General features: G+C 66.4%; 19 protein-coding genes. 12 read left to right on the forward strand and 7 right to left on the reverse strand.

Annotated elements, in window-relative coordinates; all coding sequences use genetic code 11:
• Positions 1 to 101: 101 nt before the first annotated feature.
• Both IWX78_RS03105 and IWX78_RS03110 read left to right on the forward strand, forming a co-directional pair.
• A complete protein-coding gene (locus IWX78_RS03105; RefSeq protein ID WP_196831901.1) occupies positions 102 to 1,550 on the forward strand; it encodes a flotillin family protein in 1,449 nt (482 codons plus the stop codon).
• Positions 1,551 to 1,846: 296 nt separating this feature from the next.
• Positions 1,847 to 2,800 carry an L-lactate dehydrogenase gene (locus IWX78_RS03110; protein WP_196831902.1) on the forward strand — a complete coding sequence of 318 codons (954 nt, stop codon included), beginning with the start codon at positions 1,847 to 1,849 and terminating at the stop codon, positions 2,798 to 2,800.
• An 81-nt stretch (positions 2,801 to 2,881) separates the two neighbouring features.
• Here IWX78_RS03110 and IWX78_RS16325 read toward each other — a convergent pair whose 3' ends face one another.
• A complete protein-coding gene (locus tag IWX78_RS16325) occupies positions 2,882 to 3,364 on the reverse strand; it encodes a zinc-binding dehydrogenase (protein WP_334684524.1) in 483 nt (160 codons plus the stop codon).
• Between the two features lie 39 nt (positions 3,365 to 3,403).
• On the reverse strand, positions 3,404 to 3,799 hold the full coding sequence (locus IWX78_RS16330) for an alcohol dehydrogenase catalytic domain-containing protein (protein ID WP_334684525.1): 396 nt from the start codon (positions 3,797 to 3,799) through the stop codon (positions 3,404 to 3,406).
• A 188-nt stretch (positions 3,800 to 3,987) separates the two neighbouring features.
• On the opposite strand from IWX78_RS16330, the gene IWX78_RS03120 reads away from it, so the two are divergent.
• The 4 genes from IWX78_RS03120 to IWX78_RS03135 all read left to right on the forward strand — a co-directional run bounded on the left by IWX78_RS03120 (position 3,988) and on the right by IWX78_RS03135 (position 6,374).
• The gene (locus tag IWX78_RS03120; protein WP_196831903.1) at positions 3,988 to 4,416 is read left to right on the forward strand and encodes a hypothetical protein; all 429 of its coding nucleotides are present in this window, start codon (positions 3,988 to 3,990) and stop codon (positions 4,414 to 4,416) included.
• Entirely contained in the window at positions 4,410 to 4,652 is a 243-nt protein-coding gene (locus IWX78_RS03125; RefSeq protein ID WP_196831904.1) for a helix-turn-helix transcriptional regulator, read from the forward strand. Before IWX78_RS03120 ends, IWX78_RS03125 begins: the two co-directional genes overlap by 7 nt.
• A 2-nt stretch (positions 4,653 to 4,654) precedes the next feature.
• Positions 4,655 to 5,626 (forward strand): NAD(P)-dependent alcohol dehydrogenase, encoded by a 972-nt coding sequence (locus IWX78_RS03130; RefSeq protein WP_196831905.1) that lies wholly within the window; start codon positions 4,655 to 4,657, stop codon positions 5,624 to 5,626.
• 274 nt (positions 5,627 to 5,900) lie between these two features.
• Entirely contained in the window at positions 5,901 to 6,374 is a 474-nt protein-coding gene (locus tag IWX78_RS03135) for a VOC family protein (RefSeq protein ID WP_196831906.1), read from the forward strand.
• 31 nt (positions 6,375 to 6,405) lie between these two features.
• On the opposite strand, the gene IWX78_RS03140 is transcribed toward IWX78_RS03135, so the two are convergent.
• A complete protein-coding gene (locus IWX78_RS03140) occupies positions 6,406 to 6,966 on the reverse strand; it encodes a CGNR zinc finger domain-containing protein (RefSeq protein WP_196831907.1) in 561 nt (186 codons plus the stop codon).
• Positions 6,967 to 7,042: 76 nt separating this feature from the next.
• Between IWX78_RS03140 and IWX78_RS03145 the strand changes: the two genes are divergently transcribed.
• Positions 7,043 to 8,236, forward strand: coding sequence for an MFS transporter (locus IWX78_RS03145; protein ID WP_196831908.1), 1,194 nt, complete (start codon positions 7,043 to 7,045; stop codon positions 8,234 to 8,236).
• Positions 8,237 to 8,267: 31 nt separating this feature from the next.
• Here the strand turns inward: IWX78_RS03145 and IWX78_RS03150 are convergent, their stop codons facing one another.
• Positions 8,268 to 11,147 (reverse strand): helix-turn-helix transcriptional regulator, encoded by a 2,880-nt coding sequence (locus tag IWX78_RS03150; RefSeq protein WP_196831909.1) that lies wholly within the window; start codon positions 11,145 to 11,147, stop codon positions 8,268 to 8,270.
• A 160-nt stretch (positions 11,148 to 11,307) separates the two neighbouring features.
• Here IWX78_RS03150 and IWX78_RS03155 point away from each other — a divergent pair, with 160 nt between their 5' ends.
• Positions 11,308 to 11,541, forward strand: coding sequence for a hypothetical protein (locus IWX78_RS03155; RefSeq protein ID WP_196831910.1), 234 nt, complete (start codon positions 11,308 to 11,310; stop codon positions 11,539 to 11,541).
• Positions 11,542 to 11,612: 71 nt separating this feature from the next.
• Here IWX78_RS03155 and bla read toward each other — a convergent pair whose 3' ends face one another.
• A complete protein-coding gene (gene bla / locus IWX78_RS03160; protein WP_196831911.1) occupies positions 11,613 to 12,554 on the reverse strand; it encodes a class A beta-lactamase in 942 nt (313 codons plus the stop codon).
• Positions 12,551 to 12,865, reverse strand: coding sequence for an SHOCT domain-containing protein (locus IWX78_RS03165; RefSeq protein ID WP_196831912.1), 315 nt, complete (start codon positions 12,863 to 12,865; stop codon positions 12,551 to 12,553). Before IWX78_RS03165 ends, bla begins: the two co-directional genes overlap by 4 nt.
• A gap of 367 nt (positions 12,866 to 13,232) precedes the next feature.
• On the opposite strand from IWX78_RS03165, the gene IWX78_RS03170 reads away from it, so the two are divergent.
• A complete protein-coding gene (locus tag IWX78_RS03170; protein WP_196831913.1) occupies positions 13,233 to 13,754 on the forward strand; it encodes a DUF6609 family protein in 522 nt (173 codons plus the stop codon).
• A 28-nt stretch (positions 13,755 to 13,782) separates the two neighbouring features.
• Positions 13,783 to 14,406, forward strand: a complete 624-nt coding sequence (locus IWX78_RS03175) for a GyrI-like domain-containing protein (RefSeq protein WP_196831914.1) — start codon at positions 13,783 to 13,785, stop codon at positions 14,404 to 14,406.
• A 53-nt stretch (positions 14,407 to 14,459) separates the two neighbouring features.
• Here IWX78_RS03175 and IWX78_RS03180 read toward each other — a convergent pair whose 3' ends face one another.
• Entirely contained in the window at positions 14,460 to 15,362 is a 903-nt protein-coding gene (locus tag IWX78_RS03180; RefSeq protein ID WP_196831915.1) for an oxidoreductase, read from the reverse strand.
• A 127-nt stretch (positions 15,363 to 15,489) separates the two neighbouring features.
• On the opposite strand from IWX78_RS03180, the gene IWX78_RS03185 reads away from it, so the two are divergent.
• The gene (locus IWX78_RS03185; RefSeq protein WP_196831916.1) at positions 15,490 to 16,194 is read left to right on the forward strand and encodes a TetR/AcrR family transcriptional regulator C-terminal domain-containing protein; all 705 of its coding nucleotides are present in this window, start codon (positions 15,490 to 15,492) and stop codon (positions 16,192 to 16,194) included.
• Between the two features lie 103 nt (positions 16,195 to 16,297).
• Positions 16,298 to 16,954 carry an MBL fold metallo-hydrolase gene (locus tag IWX78_RS03190; protein ID WP_196831917.1) on the forward strand — a complete coding sequence of 219 codons (657 nt, stop codon included), beginning with the start codon at positions 16,298 to 16,300 and terminating at the stop codon, positions 16,952 to 16,954.
• Positions 16,955 to 17,299: the final 345 nt, after the last annotated feature.

Raw genomic sequence — 17,299 nt, forward strand, 5'->3', positions numbered from 1 at the left:
GCGGTTTTTCCTCCCGAAAGCGGGGCATCCGACTTTCCCTCCTCGAAATGTGCCACCGATAGGCTGGGGGCGCCGACAGGACCGCCGGCACGAGGGGAATCATGGAACTGCTAGGAATCATCGTCAGCCCGGTCATCGTCGCGGTAGTGGTGGGGATCGTCCTGCTGCTCGTGATCATCGGCTTCATCCAGGGGCGCTACAAGATCGCGCAGCCCGATGAAGCGATCATCGTCACCGGTCGTCGTGCGCGCAAGTCCGTCGGGGCTGACGGCCGCACGATCACCGATCTGACGGGGCAGAAGGTGGTGCAGGGTGGCGGTGTCTTCGTCATCCCGTTCCTGCAGAAGCAGTTCTCGATGTCGCTGCGCTCGCGCGCCATCGGCATCCAGGTGGTGGCGCAGACGCGCAACGGCGTGACGATCCGCATCGAGGCCGTCGCCGTCGTCAAGGTCGGCGACAGCGATGGGGCCATCCGTTCGGCCGCCCAGCGATTCCTCGGGCAGGACCAGCACATCGAACCGTTCACCCAGGAGGTGCTCTCGGGTTCGTTGCGTTCATCGATCGGTAACCTCACGGTCGAGGAGATCATCCGCGACCGGGCCGGCCTCGCCGAGCAGGTCATCGAAGCAGCACGGACCTCGCTGCTCAACCAGGGTCTCGACGTCGACACGTTCCAGATCAAGGAGATCGCCGACGACAAGGGCTACATCACCGACCTCGGTCGTCCGGAGCAGGCTCGCGTGCGCCAGGCCGCTGAGATCGCCGAATCGGTGTCTGCCCGGGCATCCGAGCAGGCCCGCATCGAGGCCGCTGAAGCGATCGCAGACGCCAACCGTGAACTGTCGCTGAAGAACGCGTCGATCAAGAGCGAGACCGACAAGGCGCTCGCCGAAGCCGAGGCAGCGAAGCCGCTCGCCGAGGCGTTCGCACAGCAGGGCATCCTGCAGCAGCGCGAGGTCACCGCCCAGCGCGAGACCGCCCTGCGTGAGCAGCAGCTCAACGCCGACGTGCGCAAGACCGCGGATGCCGAGTCGTACCGCATCCGTCAGATCGCCGAGGCGCACGCGTCCCAGGTCGTCGCTGAGGCCAAGGCCGACCGTGACCGTCGTATCGCCGAGTCCGAGGCAACCCGCGCTGAGGGTGAGGCCGAGGCCGCCGCCATCTTCGCCAAGGGTGAAGCTGAGGCCCGGGCCACCGAGCTGCGCGTCGCAGCGCTTCGGGACGAGTCCGAGGCACTGCTGCAGCAGCGTGCCATCGAGATCCTGCCCGAGATCGCCAAGCAGCTCGCCGCACCGTACGGAGCGATCGACAACCTCACGGTCATCTCAACCGACGGGGCATCGCACCTGTCGAAGCAGGTCGTCGGCAACGTCACCGAGGTCACCCAGCTGCTCAAGGACTCCACGGGTATCGATCTCGCGTCGCTGCTCAACGGATTCGTTGGCGGCCGCTCGGCTGCCGCCGGTGCATCGACGGATGCCGCGGGGTCGGCCGGCACCGACGCTCGTGCAGCTCCGGCAGCTGCTACCGCTCCAGCCGCTGCGGAGTAACACCCGGATACTCTCCTGAGACAAGGACATCGGCCCCGGGTAAGGATCGGAACTCACATTCCGTCCTTACCCGGGGCCTTCTACCTTGTCTCGTGCTGGGCGCGTGCTAGCCGTCGGCGGACCGTGCGGCCGTCGGCATCCGTCGACCGCGTGCGGCATCCGCTGGCCGAAAGCACCCGAAGCGGTCGAGGGCATCCGGTGTGCCGGGAACTCTCGTCCGGAACGGATGCCTTCGCGCGCGAACGCATCCGACCACAACGGATGCCCGCGGCGTCGCGCACCGCAATAATGGGGCCATGAGTCCTGTGCGCAACACGAAACTGTCGGTCATCGGTGCAGGAAGCGTGGGATCGTCGCTGGCGTATGCGGCGTTGATCCGCAACTCGGCGCGCGAGGTGACGCTCTACGACCTCAACGCGTCGCGGGCTGAAGCCGAGGTGCTCGACCTCGCGCACGGCACGCCGTTCACCGGGTCGTCGCGCATCACCGGCGGGGGCGACATCGAGGTCGTTGCCGATTCGGATGTCGTCGTCATCACCGCGGGCGCAAAGCAGGAGCCGGGGCAGACGCGCCTCGACCTCGCCGGCACGAATGCGCGCATCCTCGAGAAGCTGCTGCCGCGCCTGGTCGAGCTCGCCCCGCATGCCGTGTTCGTGCTCGTCACCAACCCGTGCGACGTGCTCACCGCGATCGCAGACGACCTGGTGGACCTGCCGCCCGGCCGCCTGTTCTCGTCGGGGACGGTGCTCGATTCGGCACGGCTCCGCTGGTTGCTGGCGGAGTCGGCCGGAGTGGCCCCGCAGAACGTGCACGCCCTCATCGTGGGCGAGCACGGCGACAGTGAGTTCGCCCTGTGGTCGGATGCCACGATCGGCCAGACCCCGCTCAAGGACTGGACAGACGAGGCAGGAACGTTGCTCTTTCCACGGGAGCGGCTCGAATCACTCACCTCGGATGTCGTGCACGCCGCCTACAAGATCATCGAGGGCAAGGGCGCGACGAACTACGCGATCGGACTCTCGGGCGCACGCATCGTCGAGGCGGTCCTGCGCAACGAGCGGGCGATCCTGCCGGTGTCGAGCATGCTGCACGGGTACCGCGGCATCGACGGGGTCGCGCTGAGCGTTCCGTCAATCGTGGGCGCCCGCGGGGTGGAGCGCACTCTAACTGTTCCGATGGACGACGTCGAGGTCGACCTGCTGCACCGTTCAGCGGAGGCGCTCCGGGCGTCGCTCGCGCACCTCGGCTGACTCCTCTACGCGAGTTGCTGGGTTTGCAGGGGTCAGGGCGCGACCCGACCCCTGCAAACCCAGCAACTCGCGAGGTAGGTTTCAGTCCGTGACGAGCACGATCTTGCCGCGCACGTGGCCCTCTTCGAGCTGCTCGTAAGCCTCGGCGGCCCGCTCGAGCGGGTAGATCTCGCTGATCGGCAGCTGTAGCTCGCCGGATGCCAGCAATTCGGCCACGTGCAACAGGTCGTCGCTGTTCGCCTGGGCACCGCCGATGTGGCTCGCGCCCCGGTCTGCCGGTCCGTACGTGGCGATCGTGTTGATGCGCTCGATCGGAACGCCGAGTTCGAGCGCGGCCTCGATGGTGTCCGGCCCGTGGTTGTCGAGGACGGCGGTGTAACCGCGAGGAGCGGCCTCGCGCAGGCGCTCGACCATTCCATCGCCGTGTGCGACGGGGGTGACACCGAGCGAGCGCAGAAACTCATGGTTTGCGGGGCTTGCTGTACCGATGACCGTCGCGCCGGTGCGCACGGCGAGCTGTGACGCCAGCACTCCGACGCCACCTGCGGCTGCGCTGATCAGCACGGTGTCGGCATCCGTCAGTGTGAAGTGCTCGACGGTGGTTCAGGCGGTGCGCCCGACGACGGTGAGCGCTGCGGCCACCTCGAACGAGAGTCCGGCCGGTTTGCGAACGAGGATGCCGTCGGCCGGCATCACGATGAAGTCCGTAAGTGCATGGTTGCGCGCGCCGCCGAGCACCTCGTCTCCGACAGCCCAGGTGGTCACGCCCTCCCCGACCTGCTCGATGATGCCGGAGAAGTCGTTGCCGACGCCGGACGGAAGGGTGGCGCCGTAGATCTCGGCGGCAGGGCCCCGGAAGATCTTGAAGTCGACGGGATTGAGCCCGGCGGCCTTGACCCGGATGACGACCTCGCCCGGCCCCGCCTGCGGCTTGTCGACGGTCAGGAGCTGAAGCACATCTGGTCCGCCGAACTCGGTGTACTGAATGAATCGAGGCATGTGACCTTCTTTCTGCGCGGCGACCGCGCGTCCCCCAGTGTGACGCCCGGGCATTCGTCGTTGTTCCCACCCTGAGAACATTCCCACGATTCAACCGCCGATCGAGTCAATACCCCTTGACACTAAGTCAAGTTTTCTTTACATTGCGAATGTAAGGTTTTCTTTACACACGACGACGAGGAGTTCGGATGTCATCCGAAGAGAAAAGCGCGTGGGTCCTGCTGGTGGTGTCGATAGCGGGGTACGCGACGTACGCCGCGATCGTGGCCGTGCAGGCGGCATCCGTGCCGCTGCTCGAGACTGCGTGGGTGACCACGATGTTGTGGACGATCGGAGGGGGGATCGTCGGCGGCATCGTATTCACGATCATCGCCGGGATGTTCTCACCGAAGGACGCCGGCAAGAAGGACCAACGAGACCGCGAGATCACCCGGTTCGGTGACTCGGTCGGGCAGTCGTTCGTGGTGATCGGAGCCGTCACCGCCCTGATTCTCGCGATGGTCGAGGCCCCGTACTTCTGGATCGCCAATGCCGTCTACCTCGCGTTCGTGCTGTCGGCGTTCCTGGGCTCGATCGCCCGGGTCATCGCCTACCGCAGGGGGCTTCCGACATGGTGAGGTCGAAGGCGGCGACGCGGGTGACGAATGACATCCGTCGCCTGCGATTCGACAACGGCGAGATGACCCAGGCCGAACTCGCCGACCACATCGGTGTCACCCGTCAGACCATCATCGCCATCGAACAGGGCAAGTACTCGCCGTCGCTCGAGATGGCATTCGAAATCGCGCGAGTCTTCGGGGTGCCCCTCGACGCGGTCTTTCAGTACCAGGCACCCACAATCACCGAGGAGTGATCATGAGAGCAGTGGTGCAGAACAGGTACGGAGGAGCCGATGTGCTCCACATCGAGCGCGTCGACCCACCCGTCGTGAGCGAGCACGAGGTGATGGTGCGAGTGCGCGCGGCTGGAGTCGACGCGGGCGTCTGGCATACGACGGCGGGGAAGCCCCTGCTGCTGCGACTGTTCTTCGGGCTGCGCGGTCCACGGCAGCGCGTCGCCGGGCGGGATGTCGCCGGTGAAGTCACCGAGGTCGGCACCGGTGTGACCCGGTTCGCCGTCGGCGACGAGGTCTTCGGCACGACGCTTCGGGGCAGCTTTGCCGAGTTCACTCGCGTTCCCGAGGAACGCCTCGTGCTCAAGCCGACGAACCTCAGTTTCGAGCAGGCGGCGGTTTCGCCCGTCTCCGGTTGCACCGCCCTGCACGCGGTGCGGGATGCCGGTCGGGTGCGGGCAGGTGAGAAGGTGCTCGTGCTCGGGGCCGGCGGTGGTGTCGGGTCGTTCGCGGTGCAGATCGCCGTGGCTCTCGGCGCAGAGGTGACCGGGGTGTGCAGCACGGCCAAGGTGGATTTCGTCGCGTCGCTCGGGGCATCCCGGGTCATCGACCGGACGAAGGAGGACTTCACCGTCGGCACAGACGCGTACGACGTGGTGATCGACACCGCCGGGCGCAACCCGCTCTCGCGGCTGCGGCGGGTGATGCGCAGGCGGGGAACGCTGGTCATCGTCGGCGGCGAGGGCGGTGGTGCACTGCTCGGCGGGTTCGGTCGGTCACTCGCGGCGCCGCTCATCTCGCTGTTCGTGCCGCAGAGGATCATCGGACTGACGTCGTCTGAGGACCAGGATGCTCTCGAAGCCCTGCGCGAGCTGCTGGCAGACGGACGCGTCACCCCTCCGGTCGACCGGGTGTTTCCGCTCGAGCAGGCCGGCGAGGCGATCGAGTACCTGCACGCGGGTCAGCCGCTCGGCAAGGTCGTGGTGGCGGTCTAGGGGCGTCTCCTGCGAATCGGGTGCCGCGACCAACCCGAGACAAGGAGAAAGCCCCCAGATAAGGACCGAGACCCACGTCTCATCCTCATCTCGCGCATATCTCCTTCTCCCGCGCCGACGCATCTCACGCTGGTCGAGCTTGTCGAGACCCGTGCCATCTCCTGCGAACCAGAGCCCTGTACGCCACCGACCGGCGTGAGTAGCATGGCGACGTATGCCGCTGGCATCCGTCGCCCAGGAAATCGAAGAGACACGACGCACGAAGGAGTGCACCATGCAGAAGATCGTCCCGTGCCTGTTGTTCAAGAGTGAGGCTGAGGAGGCCGCGACCTTCTACGTGTCGGTGTTCGAGAACTCGGCGATCAGTGACGTCTCGCGCTATGGCGAGGGTGCGCCCTTCCCGGCGGGCACCGCGATCGCTGTCGACTTCGTGCTCGATGGCCTCGCATTCCGGGCGATCAACGGCGGGCCCGACGTCACCTTCACCGAGGCGACGTCGTTCGCGCTCGCCGCAGACGAGCAAGGCGAGATCGACCGACTCTGGGATGCCCTCACAGCCGGCGGCGGCGAGCCCAGCATGTGCGGCTGGCTGAAAGACAAGTACGGGCTCTCGTGGCAGATCGTTCCGCCGGTGCTCGGCGAGCTGATGAGCGACCCGGATCCCGAAAAGGCCGGCCGGGTGATGCAGGCGCTGCTCGGCATGACCAAGATCGAGATCGCCGGGCTGAGGGCCGCGTACGACGGGTAGACCCGATCAGCGGGCGGCGGGTCTGACCCGATCAGTCAGCCGCGGTGACGGATGCTTTCTGCCTCGCCCGGTGCGCACGCACCCGTTCGCGCGTCGCGCACGCAGCCGACGGGCAGTAGCGGCGGCGGCCACTGGGGTCGGCGAACACATAGCGGCAGCCCTCGGCCGCGCACTCGTGGAGGTTCCGGCGCTCGGGGCCGGCGAGGTGCAGTGCGCCTTCCCAGGCGATGCGCGACAGGGCGTCCGTGGTGGTGGCGGGTTGCGGCATCCGAAGTTCGCCGTCGATGACGGTTGGTGCCGGCGGCGGCGTGAGGAACCGCTCGAGAGTCGTCGCGTCTCCGCCTGCGTCGTCCGAGGTGACGGCGAGCGCGAGCACCCGTAGTGCTTCCCTGAGCGCACGGGTGGCGGCAAGATCTGCGTCGGTCGGTGCGGCAGCGGGATTCAGGTCGACGGCCTCGAGCCACTCGGCGAGACGAGCGGCATCGGTGAGTCGCTCGATCGGATGCGCCGCGAACGGCCTGCCGCGCGTCGCGAGCAGGTTGAGCCAGGTCGCACCGCCGTCGAGGCGAAAGTCGAGGAGATCGGATGCCATGACTCGAGTGTAACGCATCATGCGTTACACTCTGGTAACGACGCATCCGTTACATTCTTTTCGAAGGCAGAATCTTATGCACGCACTCTCGCGCCGGGCCAGCTTCTGGGTCGCAGCGGCCGTCGTCGCGATCGCGCTCTGGACGAGCGCGGCGCCGACCGTCAGTTACCCGCTGTACGCCTCTGAGTGGAACCTCACCCCTGCCGTGACGACGGCGGTCTTCGCCGTGTATCCGCTGGTGCTCGTCGTCGTGCTCGTGGTGTTCGGCAATCTCTCCGACTACATCGGGCGGAGGCGGGCCATCCTCTACGGTCTCGCGGCCTCACTCGCCGGCGTGCTGCTCTTTGCGCTCGCCCCGAACGTCGGCTGGATCTTCGCCGGCCGTGTGCTGATGGGCATCGGCGTTGGTCTGTCGATGAGCCCGGCCACCGCGGCGATGGTGGAGTTCAGCGCCCGAGGCCAGGAGAAGCGGGCGAGTTCGATCACGACCGCGTCGACGGCCGCCGGTCTTGCGCTCGCCACGCTCGTCGGCGGGGTGCTCATCGAGTACGGTCCGATCCCGACGCAGCTCAACTTCTGGGTTCTGTCTGTCGTTGTTGCCGGGGTCGCTGTGTTCGCCTGGTTCTTGCCGCGGCGATCGGCAACGGATGCCGCCGGTCGGTGGCGCCCGCCACCGCTTGCTGTTCCCCATGGGCTGCGGGGCAGCTTCGCGATTGCGGCAGCGGCCGTGTCTGGAGCTTTTGCGCTCGGCGCGTTGATCCTGTCGCTCGGCGTCGACATCGCGCAGGCGCTCATCGGTTCGGATAACGCGCTTGTCAACGGTGCGGTGATCTCGCTCAACGCCGTCGTGATCGGAGCCAGCGCGCTCGTTGTGCGCCGCTGGCGGTCTGACGTGATCGTGGTTGCCGGTGGCGTCGCGACGCTGCTCGGAGTCGGGCTGCTGCTGCTCGCGTCGATGGAACACTCGCTCCTGCTGTTCATCGCCGCAGGCGTTGTGACCGGAGTGGGCTACAGCTCGCTCTTCTCCGGTGGGCTCGGCCTCATCAACGCAACCGCGCCCTCGCATCACCGCGCCGGAACGATTTCGAGCGTCTACCTCGTCGCCTACTTCTTGCAGGGAGCGATCGCGCTGTTCCTGGGTGCGCTCGCGACGGCATCCGGTCTGCAGCTGGCACTCGAGATCGGCGTGGTCATCGTGGCCGTGTTGAGCCTCGCCGCCGCGGCGCTCGCCGTGACGGTGGGGCGGGCGCGGGTGCTGGTGGCGGCGTAACCCGGTCGCCTGACGCGGGGTGGCGCAAGCGCTACGAATGCCGCTGCGCCTGCGTCGCGAGTCGCGACAGGTCCACGCGATTCGTCGCGCCGGTCTTTCGCAGCATGTTCGAGATATGCGAACTCACCGTCTTCTCGCTGATCGTCAGCGCCCGGGCGATCTGACCGTAGGTGCGCCCGGCGACGAGATGGCCGAGGATCTCTCGCTCCCGCGCGGTCAGACCAGGCAAAACCGGATGCTCGGACGAGGCGTGCGGCACCGGCGCGAGAGAGATCCGCGCGCTGTTCGCCAGGTTGCGAAGGGCAGACAACACGGGAATCGCCTGCAACTCCTCCGCGCGCTCGACCCCGGCGCGCATCACGGCGGCTGCCTGGTCACGATGTCGGGTTCCGTGGGTGAGCAACGACTCAGCCGCCCGCCAGGCCGAGTACGCCTCCTCCCACGGCAATTCCGCCTCGCGACATCGCTCAACCGCCGTCAACCATTGCGTGGCATTCGTCGATTCCTGCAGCCCTCGGCCGAGTTCCGCGTCGTAGAGATTTTGCAACGCGAGTACCTGACGCTCAGACAGTTCCGTGTATTCACCGAAGTCGCGGATGATGCGCGGGTGATCTTCGCCGAGCTTGCCGAGCATGTAACGGATGCCGGCGGCATCCGTTCGTGAGTTCTCTGCGCGTTGTGCCTGGTCGGTCAGGGAGCGCGCGGCCAGCGGGACCAGCCATTCGCACATCGTGGGTGGAATCCCTGGCGAGAGAACGCCGGCCATGGCCGCGTCGAACGCGGCGACCGGGTCATCAAGAGCCAGGCAGACTTCCGCTCTCACGGCATCGAATTCGAAGGTGAGAAACGACGTGGTCTCGGCGAACAGTTCATCGGCACGGGCCAGGTGTGCCTGCGCGTCACGGGCGCGCCCTTGAAGAGCGGCGAGTCGCGCCGCCGTCAGCCGGGCGTTGACGTCGGCGAACGCCCCGGGGTCTGATCCGAGCGCCACACGGAGACGCTGCAGGCATTCTCGCCACTCGCCGATGGCCAGCCAGCCCGAAGCCTCGGATGCCGACAGCCACGAGATATACGTTTGTGGCGCCCCCAGTTCGACCAGCTGTTCCCGGCGCATCCGCAGGTGTTCAGAGCAGGTGCGTGACGCCCAGTACTCCATCGCATTCGACTCCCAATGGGAGGCGTGAGTGAACGCCCAATAGTCGCCGGACTCAATGGCAGGGGCGATGGCTTCGCTGGCGAGTGCGAGTGCCGGCGCACCGTGGCCATCCTTGACCTCGACCATCGCTTTGGCACAGAGGGCGTATGCGAGCGCCCGTGGATGACCGCACGCCCGGGCGAGCGCGAGGGCGCGATCCGCAGAAGGGGCGGCTTCCGGGTGATTCTGCCAGAAGCCGACGTGAGCGAATTCGGCGAGGGAGAAGGCGAACTGCCAACTCCGTTCGTCGGCTGAGGCGAGACGGAGCGCATGGAGAGCGTCGTCGACAGACAGGAAGCTCCTGCCTGTGGAGAATCGCAAGTGCATGCGACGCAGGATCAGTTCGGCCGCGAGGAGAGGATGGGTGGTTTCATCGGTCTCGGCGAGGAGCTCGTCGATCGCCGAGAGCTCGACCTCATGGGCGCCGGCATCGAAAGCGGCAGAGCGGAGCGCGTGCAGGAGCTCGCTCCTGGTTTCGTCTGCGTCGGACAGTTCGTCTCGCAGAAGGATCGCTCTCTGCAGCAGCCGGAGCAGCTCCATCGAACTCCCGTGTTCCGCCACGCGCATCGACGCGAGCAGGGTCCACCGGTAGGCCTCAGCAGGCTGCGCGGCATGAAACCGGTGGTCTGCGATCGCAACGAGAATCTCGAGGGGGGCGGTGGCGGCATCCGGCACCTGCTCTTCGTAAAGCCGCGCGAACGTGGCGTGCTGGTCTCGGCGCTGGTCGACGGTGAGACTCTGCTCGAGAACTTCGGCGGTGAGCGGGTGGTGGAACCAGTACCGATCACCTGTCACATCGAGAAGGCCGACGTGAACGGCTTCGGCCAGAAGGGATGCCACGGCCGGGTCATCGATGAGCTCGTCGAGTTCGTGAGCCGAGGCCGGGCCGCCCTTTATCGCGAGGATACGGGTCAGGTCGCGGGTCGGCGGACTCAGCAGGTGCCACGACTGCAGGACCGCCGAGCGCAGGTCAGCTGGAAGATCGGATGCGATGTGGCGGGCGTTCTCTGGCAGCCCGGCGACGACGAGACGCGTGAGGTAGGGGTTTCCGTCGGTGTGGGCGTAGACGTCGTGGACGAGTGACTGGTGCGGAGCTCCGCCGAGGAGGTCGGCGATTTGAGCCTCGGTGGCGAAAGAGTCGAGGGCGTGGAGCTCGAGTTCATTCACGTGTGGCAGGCGGCGCACGTCTGCGAGCCAGCGGGACAGGCGGTGGTCGTCGCTGAGATACTCAGTCCTGATCGTGCCGATGACGGCCAGTCGGCGGTTGCCCGGCCCGGCGATGGCGTACATCAGCAGGTCGAGGGTGCTCCGATCGGCCCAGTGGAGATCGTCGACGACCAGCACCACGGGGCGGCTGCGGCAGAGATCGTCGAGCCAGTCGTTGAACCGAACGACGGCTGTGTCGTCTGGCGTCGACAGGTCGGGGAAGGGGTGCCCCGGCAGCGGAGGTGCTCCGCGGAGCGATGACCGGAGCGGGAGAAACGGCACGGCGACGGAGGCCATCGGAAGGCACGCTCCCGTCAGAACGACCGTGTCGTCGGTGACGCGGGTGCAGGCATCCTGCACCAGGACGGTCTTTCCCATGCCGGCTTCGCCTGAGATGAGGAGTGTGGCCGATTCACCTCCGGCCGCACCGGCGATCAGCGCGTCGACAAGACCCAGCTCCTGGTCGCGACCGACGAGAACGGGGCCGGTCACCCCCCGGTGCGCGGTCATGCGGCTCAGTGTGCCACCGATGATGAGCGATCGGCAGGGGGGTCTGAGGGTATATCGACGGTTTCTGAGGGGTCCTCCCGGGTGTGGCTGGAGGTCGTTGGCGAGGAATGTGGCATCCGTACCCAGCCGCTCGCTCAACTTCTTCGCTCGGAGGCATCTCATGACTCAGGCACGATCGATCACTCGCTTCGCGGCATCCGTCGCTGCGGCGCTCATCATTCTCGGCGCGGGTGTCAGCCCCGCGGTGGCACTGCAGGATCCGGGCCGGCCGGCGAACGGATCGACGCCGTCTCTGTCGTGCACGCTGGAGCGCATCGGCACCCAGCTCGTGAGGTGTGACGACTTCACTGGTGCCGGGTCGGAGGCTCCGTCGCACATTCCAGAGCAACGCTGATCGAGGGCTCTCCGCTGATCGGGCGCGCCCCGTGATCGGTCTTGTCGAGATCCCTCGACGCTCCGACGAGGTCAGCGCCCCTCGGCAATCGCCGCCAGCGCGAGCCTCGCCGTCTCGGCAACGAGCGCATCGTCGTACTCGACTGCCGGGTCGTTGCGCGTCGTGAAGATGGTGAGAATCACCGGGATGCCGTCTGGCGGCGTCACGACAGCGATGTCGTTGCGGATCGCACCGGCGCCTCCGGACTTGTCGTCCACATCCCACCCATCGGGTGCACCGGCGCGGATGAGGGCGTTCCCGGTGGCGTTGCCGCTCATCCAGTCGAGAAGAGTCGCCTGGTCGGACTCGTCGAGGTAGTCGCCGGAGACGATCTTCGCGAGCATCCCGCTGAATGCGAGCGGGGTGGAGGTGTCGGCTGTGCCGCCGGGTGTGAGGATGTTGAGGGCGGGCTCCTCGTGCACGACGTCGGTCACGTCGTCGCCGTTGGCCTCGAGGATGCCGTCGAGCCCGGTCGGGCCGCCGAGCTGGCCGAGCACCAGGTTGAGGGCGGCGTTGTCGCTCGTGCGCACGGTCGCCTCGGCCAGCTGGCCGAGAGTCAGGCCCGTTGCCACGTGTTCGCCGGTGACGGGCGAGTAGCCGGCGTTCGTGACATCCGTCTCGGTCCAGGTGATCAGCTGGTCGAGCTCGGCCGGGGTCGTCTGGTCGAGCAGGGCGGCTGCGGCCAGAACCTTGATGGTCGACGCGTAGCCGAAGCGGGTGCCGGCGCGATGCCCGAGGGTCGAGCCGTCAGAGGTGTCGATCACGCTGAGCCCGATCGTCGCGTCGTACTCGTCTTCGAGGACGCTGAGATCGGCCTCGAGTGCGGCGACATTTGGCGCGATCGCCGACTCGCTCGGTGATGAGGTGGGTGTCGCGCGGGGCGGTGCGGGTGATGCGGAGCATCCCGAGACCCCGAGAACGGATGCCAGGGCGAGGGCTGTGACCCGGCCTGGCCTGACCGTGCGGATGGTCAAATGCCGCGGAGGATGTCGGCGCGGGCGGCGGCGTGCTCCTCGGCGGTGATGGAGCCGGCGGCACGGAGTGTTTCGAGTTCGCGGAGGCGTTCTTCGGTGGTGCGAGAGGCGGCTGCGGGGCGAAGAAGCTCGCTGTCCATGGCGCGGGTGGCCAGGTCAGTCTGGAGGGTGAACGGGTCGTGGCCAGCGTCTTTCACCTTCTTGGCGTTGCGCGCGGCGGACACGATGATGAAGACGATAACGAGCGCAATGAGAACGAGCACCCCGATGAAGATGATCGGGAAGATGTTGAATGCCTGGCTCATGTTCATGTGTGTTTACCCCCATATGGCGAAGGTCCAGCCTTGCGGGTTGTGCGGGATGCGTCAATGTTGGCCACATTGGCCAAGCGGTATCCGCAGGCACATTGCCGCTCAACACCCCGATCTCGACATGAACGCGAAAAGCGCTCCGAATCAGACCGTCAACTGAAGAAAGACGACACCCCACATGTGCAGGAATTGGTCGTGCACGTGGCGGCTTCGCGGGCGGCGTAGGTGTCTCGGCCGACAGCATCCACTCGCGAGGAGATTGGTCGGGATGCCCGAGGCAGGCCCCAGTGGGAGTGACCACAAGACTCCGGAGGGGAGCGGGCCAGCACTCTTCCGATCGCGCACTGTCGCTGACAGACTCAGGCGGGTGACCCTCTTCACCGACATGCCCGAACTCTTCCCTTTGATGCGCGGCGGCGGCGCATTGCTCGTCGCGATCGGGTTCGGCATTCTCGTCGGCTCGTTCCGTGGCCGCAAGTGGCGGGTCACCTGGCTGATCGCGGGGGCCGCCGTCGGCATCCTGATCATGGCGGTCGGCGGTGCAACCCGGCTGATCTTCGACGACGGCGTGCGGCCGGAGATCTGGCAATGGGTGGTTCTCGGCATCGCGTTCCTCGTGGAGGGCTACCTCGTCAGCGTCGTTGTGCGAAAGTTCCCAGACATCGACTCCCGTCCGTTCTGGATGTGGATGCTCTTCATCGTCGGCGCCCACTTTCTCATCCTCGGTCTCAGCCACGGTCCGATCTGCGCCCTGCTGGCGATCGTCTGCATGGTCAACGCCTGGATCGGACTGCGCGCAACATCGTTTGACCTGCGGCTTTTCTGGGCCATCGACGGTGTACTCAAAATCGGCGCAGGAGCGCTGATGGTCGCGGTCAGTTACAGCTGAGCTGACTAGCCGAGAAGGCGGTTCCCACATGACCACTGAGAAGTACGACGTCAAGACGGCCCACAAAGCGCTCTATGCCCCGTCGGCGCAGGACTTCACGGTCGTCGACGTGCCACGGATGCAGTACCTCGCGATCGACGGGCACGGCAACCCGAATACCTCGCCCGAGTACGCCGCGGCGCTCGAGGCCCTCTACCCCGTCGCGTACTCGGTCAAGTTCACGAGCAAGAAACAGCTCGGCCGCGATTTCGTCGTCGGCCCGCTCGAAGGCCTCTGGCGTGCAGACGACATGATGGCATTCACGACCGGCGACAAAGATGCGTGGGACTGGACGCTTCTCATCAACCAACCCGACTGGATCACCACCGACCTGGTGACGGATGCCGTCACGACGGTGACCACGACGAAGGGCGTCGCCGCAGCGCAGCGCGTGCGCCTCTTCACACTCGACGAAGGCACGTGCGTGCAGATCCTGCACATCGGTGCATACGACGATGAGGCTCCGACCCTTGACCGGCTCCACCACGAGTACCTGCCCGCTCACGGGCTCACCTTCGCTGGGGACCACCACGAGATCTACCTCAGCGACCCTCGTCGAACCGAGCCGAGCAAGCTCAGAACTGTGTTGCGGCAGCCCGTTCGGTCGCACTGACGGCCGCCCGCGGAAGGATCACTAGACGACGGCCGAGAACCCGGTCTGGGCGGCTACAAGGGAAATCTGATGCCGGTGAGGTCCTCGGATGCCGTCCAGAGGCGAGCGGCCACGACCGGATCGGAGGCATCGGCTGAGCGGTCGACGAGCACGGGCGAACCGGCGAACCCGCCACGCTTGCTCGGCCCGGCGTAGCCAGCGGCGGGCATCTGTGCCGTGGCGGCGAACAGGGTCGGGGCGGCACCGTCGACCGCCTTCTGGGCGAACAGGGCGACGACGATTCTGGCAAAGACCTTGAGCGCCACATTGGTCGAACTCGAGTTGAGGTTCGTGGCCGCCATGCCGGGGTGCGCCGCCGTGGCGAGAACGCTCGACCCCGCTTCGCTCAGACGCCGTTGCAGTTCGAGGGTGAACAGCAGGTTCGCGAGCTTCGACTGCGCGTAACCGGCCGAACCGCCGCCGTAGCGACGGGAATCGAAGTTGAGGTCATCGAAATCGATCCGACCCGAACGGTGCACGCTGCTCGCGACCGTGACGACGCGGCCGGTGATCTGCGGCAGAAGCAGGTTCGTGAGGGCGAAGTGACCGAGGTGGTTCGTGCCGAATTGCAACTCGAAGCCGTCAGCTGTGCGGGTGAGGGGTGGCACCATGACTCCGGCGTTGTTGACGAGGATGTGGATCTCGCCCGACCAGGACGAGGCGAACCGGTGGATCGAGACCAGGTCGGCCAGGTCGAGGTGCCGGACCTCGGTCGAACCGGGAATCGTGGCCGCGGCATCCTGTCCCTTTTGCTCGTTGCGCACGGCGAGCACGACGTGGCCGCCGTGCGCGGCAAAGGCACGGGCAGCTTCGAGACCGATACCGCTGTTGCCGCCGGTGACGACGATGGTCTTGCCGGTCAGGTCTGGCATGTCGGCCTGGGTCCAGTCGTGGGCTGTGATGAGCGTGCCGGTCATGATCGTTTCCTTTGAAAGTGGTGACCACCATACGCTGTAAGGTGATGCGGAGAAGCTACCATACGCCGTAAGGTACTGTCTAGAGTGTTCCACCGGTAATCGACCCGAGGCACGAGCGGAGGATGTGGTGACACGTTCGGTAACGACGAAGACGACGTCGCCGACCCGAGAACCCGTGACGCAGGAGAGGGCGATCAGAGTCGCGGTGGCGCTCGCCGACGCCGGCGGCATTGCGTCGCTAAGCATGCGCAAACTGGCAGGCGAACTCGGCGTCGAGGCGATGTCGCTGTATTACCACGTGAAGAACAAAGACGAGCTGCTCGACGGCATGGTCGGACTGGTCGTCAGCGAGATGGCCGTTCCCGCTGCGGATGCCGAGTGGAAGCCGGCGATGCGAGAGCGGTCCGAATCGGCGCGAAGCGTGTTGAAGCGGCATCCGTGGGCCATCTCCGAGATCGATGCGCGCAACACCCCGGCGACTCTGCACTACCTGAACGCCACGATCGGATGCCTCGTCGCCGCCGAATTCTCGATTCCGCTTGCGGCCCACACCATGTCGCTGGTCGACAGCTACGTGCACGGATTCGCCCTGCAGGAGTCGTCACTGCCGCTGGATGAGTCGGGGGATATCGGCGCCGTGACTGAGAACGTTCTCGCGCAACAGGAGATGATGGCCGGCGCGAATCCACATCTCGCGAGGATGGCGACCGAACTCATCCTGCAGCCTGGTTACGCGTATGGCAACGAGTTCGCGTTCGGGCTGGGCATCATCCTCGACGGGATCGAAGCGTCACTTGTCGCGGAAAAAGCCGCCGAAGGACGGGACCGGTAGCGGCAGCTCGCACGAGGACCACCGAGCTCGAGCCTCGAGTGCAAGCCCTCGACCGCCACTCATCAGGCGTGGTCTACTACACGGGCAGCAGAGAGGCCACACCATGCGCAAGATCGCCGAGAATGTGTTCCAGCTCGAGAAGTCGACGGGTGCCAACGGGTACGTCGTCAGCGGTGACGGCCGCACTGCCGTCATCGACCCGGGCATGGCCTCCGGGTACGACCGTCTCATCGTCGAAATCCGCGATGCCGAGCGACGCACCGGCTCGATCACCGACATCCTGCTCACCCACTATGACTTCGACCATGCCCAGGTCGTCGCGCAGTTGCAGCGTGCGCTCGACGTTCCGGTCTGGATCAGCACAGCGGATGCCGCCATCCTCCGCGGCGACGTTGCCCCGCCCACTCTGGTGCGACGCTTCGTCAACCGCGTCGCGCGCTCCGAGTACCCGGTCGGTGTCGTTGAGATCACCGGAACACTCGACATCTTCCCTGGCCTGCTCGCCTTTCCCGCGCCCGGACATACCCCCGGTCACGTCGCCTTTCGATGGCACGACGTTCTCTTCACCGGTGACGCGGTCACCGTCACAAAGCAGGGCAACATGAAGCAGTTCGTCATGCGGCCGTTCATCAGCGACAAGCCGACGGCGCGCACCACCGAGCGGCTGCTCCGCGAGCGGATCAAGGCCGACGAGATCGAGTGGCTGTGCGCAGGCCACAACCCGCCGACGCGTTGGGTCGGTGGCGACGCCGAGTGGTGACGCCCTGAGGTCGTTGCGTTCGCGGTGACGGAAACCGTGGCATCCGTTTGCTTGGTCGCAACGGGGCCGGATGCCGCGCGAGCGACGACAGAAACGGCTGAGGTTTCGCGGGATGTGTGACCGTTTCTGTCGTTGCGCGCGTCCAACGACCCATTGTGTCGTCGCAGGCCCCGAACGACCATTTCCGTCCGAGCCCGGTCGCCGACGAGCGCGATCGGGCTGGCCGCGAGCGATCGGCGGCACATCTGCGACCCGTGTGACGCCACATTACGGCTCAGGCTACGAAGTGTGACCTGCGCCCTGTTGCCGGCATCCGGTGCGCCCATAGAGTCGCTCACTACCAAC

Source organism: Mycetocola sp. CAN_C7 (assembly GCF_015752285.1).
GTDB lineage: Bacteria > Actinomycetota > Actinomycetes > Actinomycetales > Microbacteriaceae > Mycetocola_A.

What these genes read in the sequence shown, in the direction of transcription:
- IWX78_RS03105 (WP_196831901.1), top strand. Translation starts at nt 102, where the DNA reads ATGGAACTGCTAGGAATCATCGTCAGCCCGGTCATCGTCGCGGTAGTG.
- IWX78_RS03110 (WP_196831902.1), top strand. Translation starts at nt 1,847, where the DNA reads ATGAGTCCTGTGCGCAACACGAAACTGTCGGTCATCGGTGCAGGAAGC.
- IWX78_RS16330 (WP_334684525.1), bottom strand. Translation starts at nt 3,799, where the DNA reads ATGCCTCGATTCATTCAGTACACCGAGTTCGGCGGACCAGATGTGCTT.
- IWX78_RS03120 (WP_196831903.1), top strand. Translation starts at nt 3,988, where the DNA reads ATGTCATCCGAAGAGAAAAGCGCGTGGGTCCTGCTGGTGGTGTCGATA.
- IWX78_RS03125 (WP_196831904.1), top strand. Translation starts at nt 4,410, where the DNA reads ATGGTGAGGTCGAAGGCGGCGACGCGGGTGACGAATGACATCCGTCGC.
- IWX78_RS03130 (WP_196831905.1), top strand. Translation starts at nt 4,655, where the DNA reads ATGAGAGCAGTGGTGCAGAACAGGTACGGAGGAGCCGATGTGCTCCAC.
- IWX78_RS03135 (WP_196831906.1), top strand. Translation starts at nt 5,901, where the DNA reads ATGCAGAAGATCGTCCCGTGCCTGTTGTTCAAGAGTGAGGCTGAGGAG.
- IWX78_RS03140 (WP_196831907.1), bottom strand. Translation starts at nt 6,966, where the DNA reads ATGGCATCCGATCTCCTCGACTTTCGCCTCGACGGCGGTGCGACCTGG.
- IWX78_RS03145 (WP_196831908.1), top strand. Translation starts at nt 7,043, where the DNA reads ATGCACGCACTCTCGCGCCGGGCCAGCTTCTGGGTCGCAGCGGCCGTC.
- IWX78_RS03150 (WP_196831909.1), bottom strand. Translation starts at nt 11,147, where the DNA reads ATGACCGCGCACCGGGGGGTGACCGGCCCCGTTCTCGTCGGTCGCGAC.
- IWX78_RS03155 (WP_196831910.1), top strand. Translation starts at nt 11,308, where the DNA reads ATGACTCAGGCACGATCGATCACTCGCTTCGCGGCATCCGTCGCTGCG.
- IWX78_RS03165 (WP_196831912.1), bottom strand. Translation starts at nt 12,865, where the DNA reads ATGAACATGAGCCAGGCATTCAACATCTTCCCGATCATCTTCATCGGG.
- IWX78_RS03175 (WP_196831914.1), top strand. Translation starts at nt 13,783, where the DNA reads ATGACCACTGAGAAGTACGACGTCAAGACGGCCCACAAAGCGCTCTAT.
- IWX78_RS03180 (WP_196831915.1), bottom strand. Translation starts at nt 15,362, where the DNA reads ATGACCGGCACGCTCATCACAGCCCACGACTGGACCCAGGCCGACATG.
- IWX78_RS03190 (WP_196831917.1), top strand. Translation starts at nt 16,298, where the DNA reads ATGCGCAAGATCGCCGAGAATGTGTTCCAGCTCGAGAAGTCGACGGGT.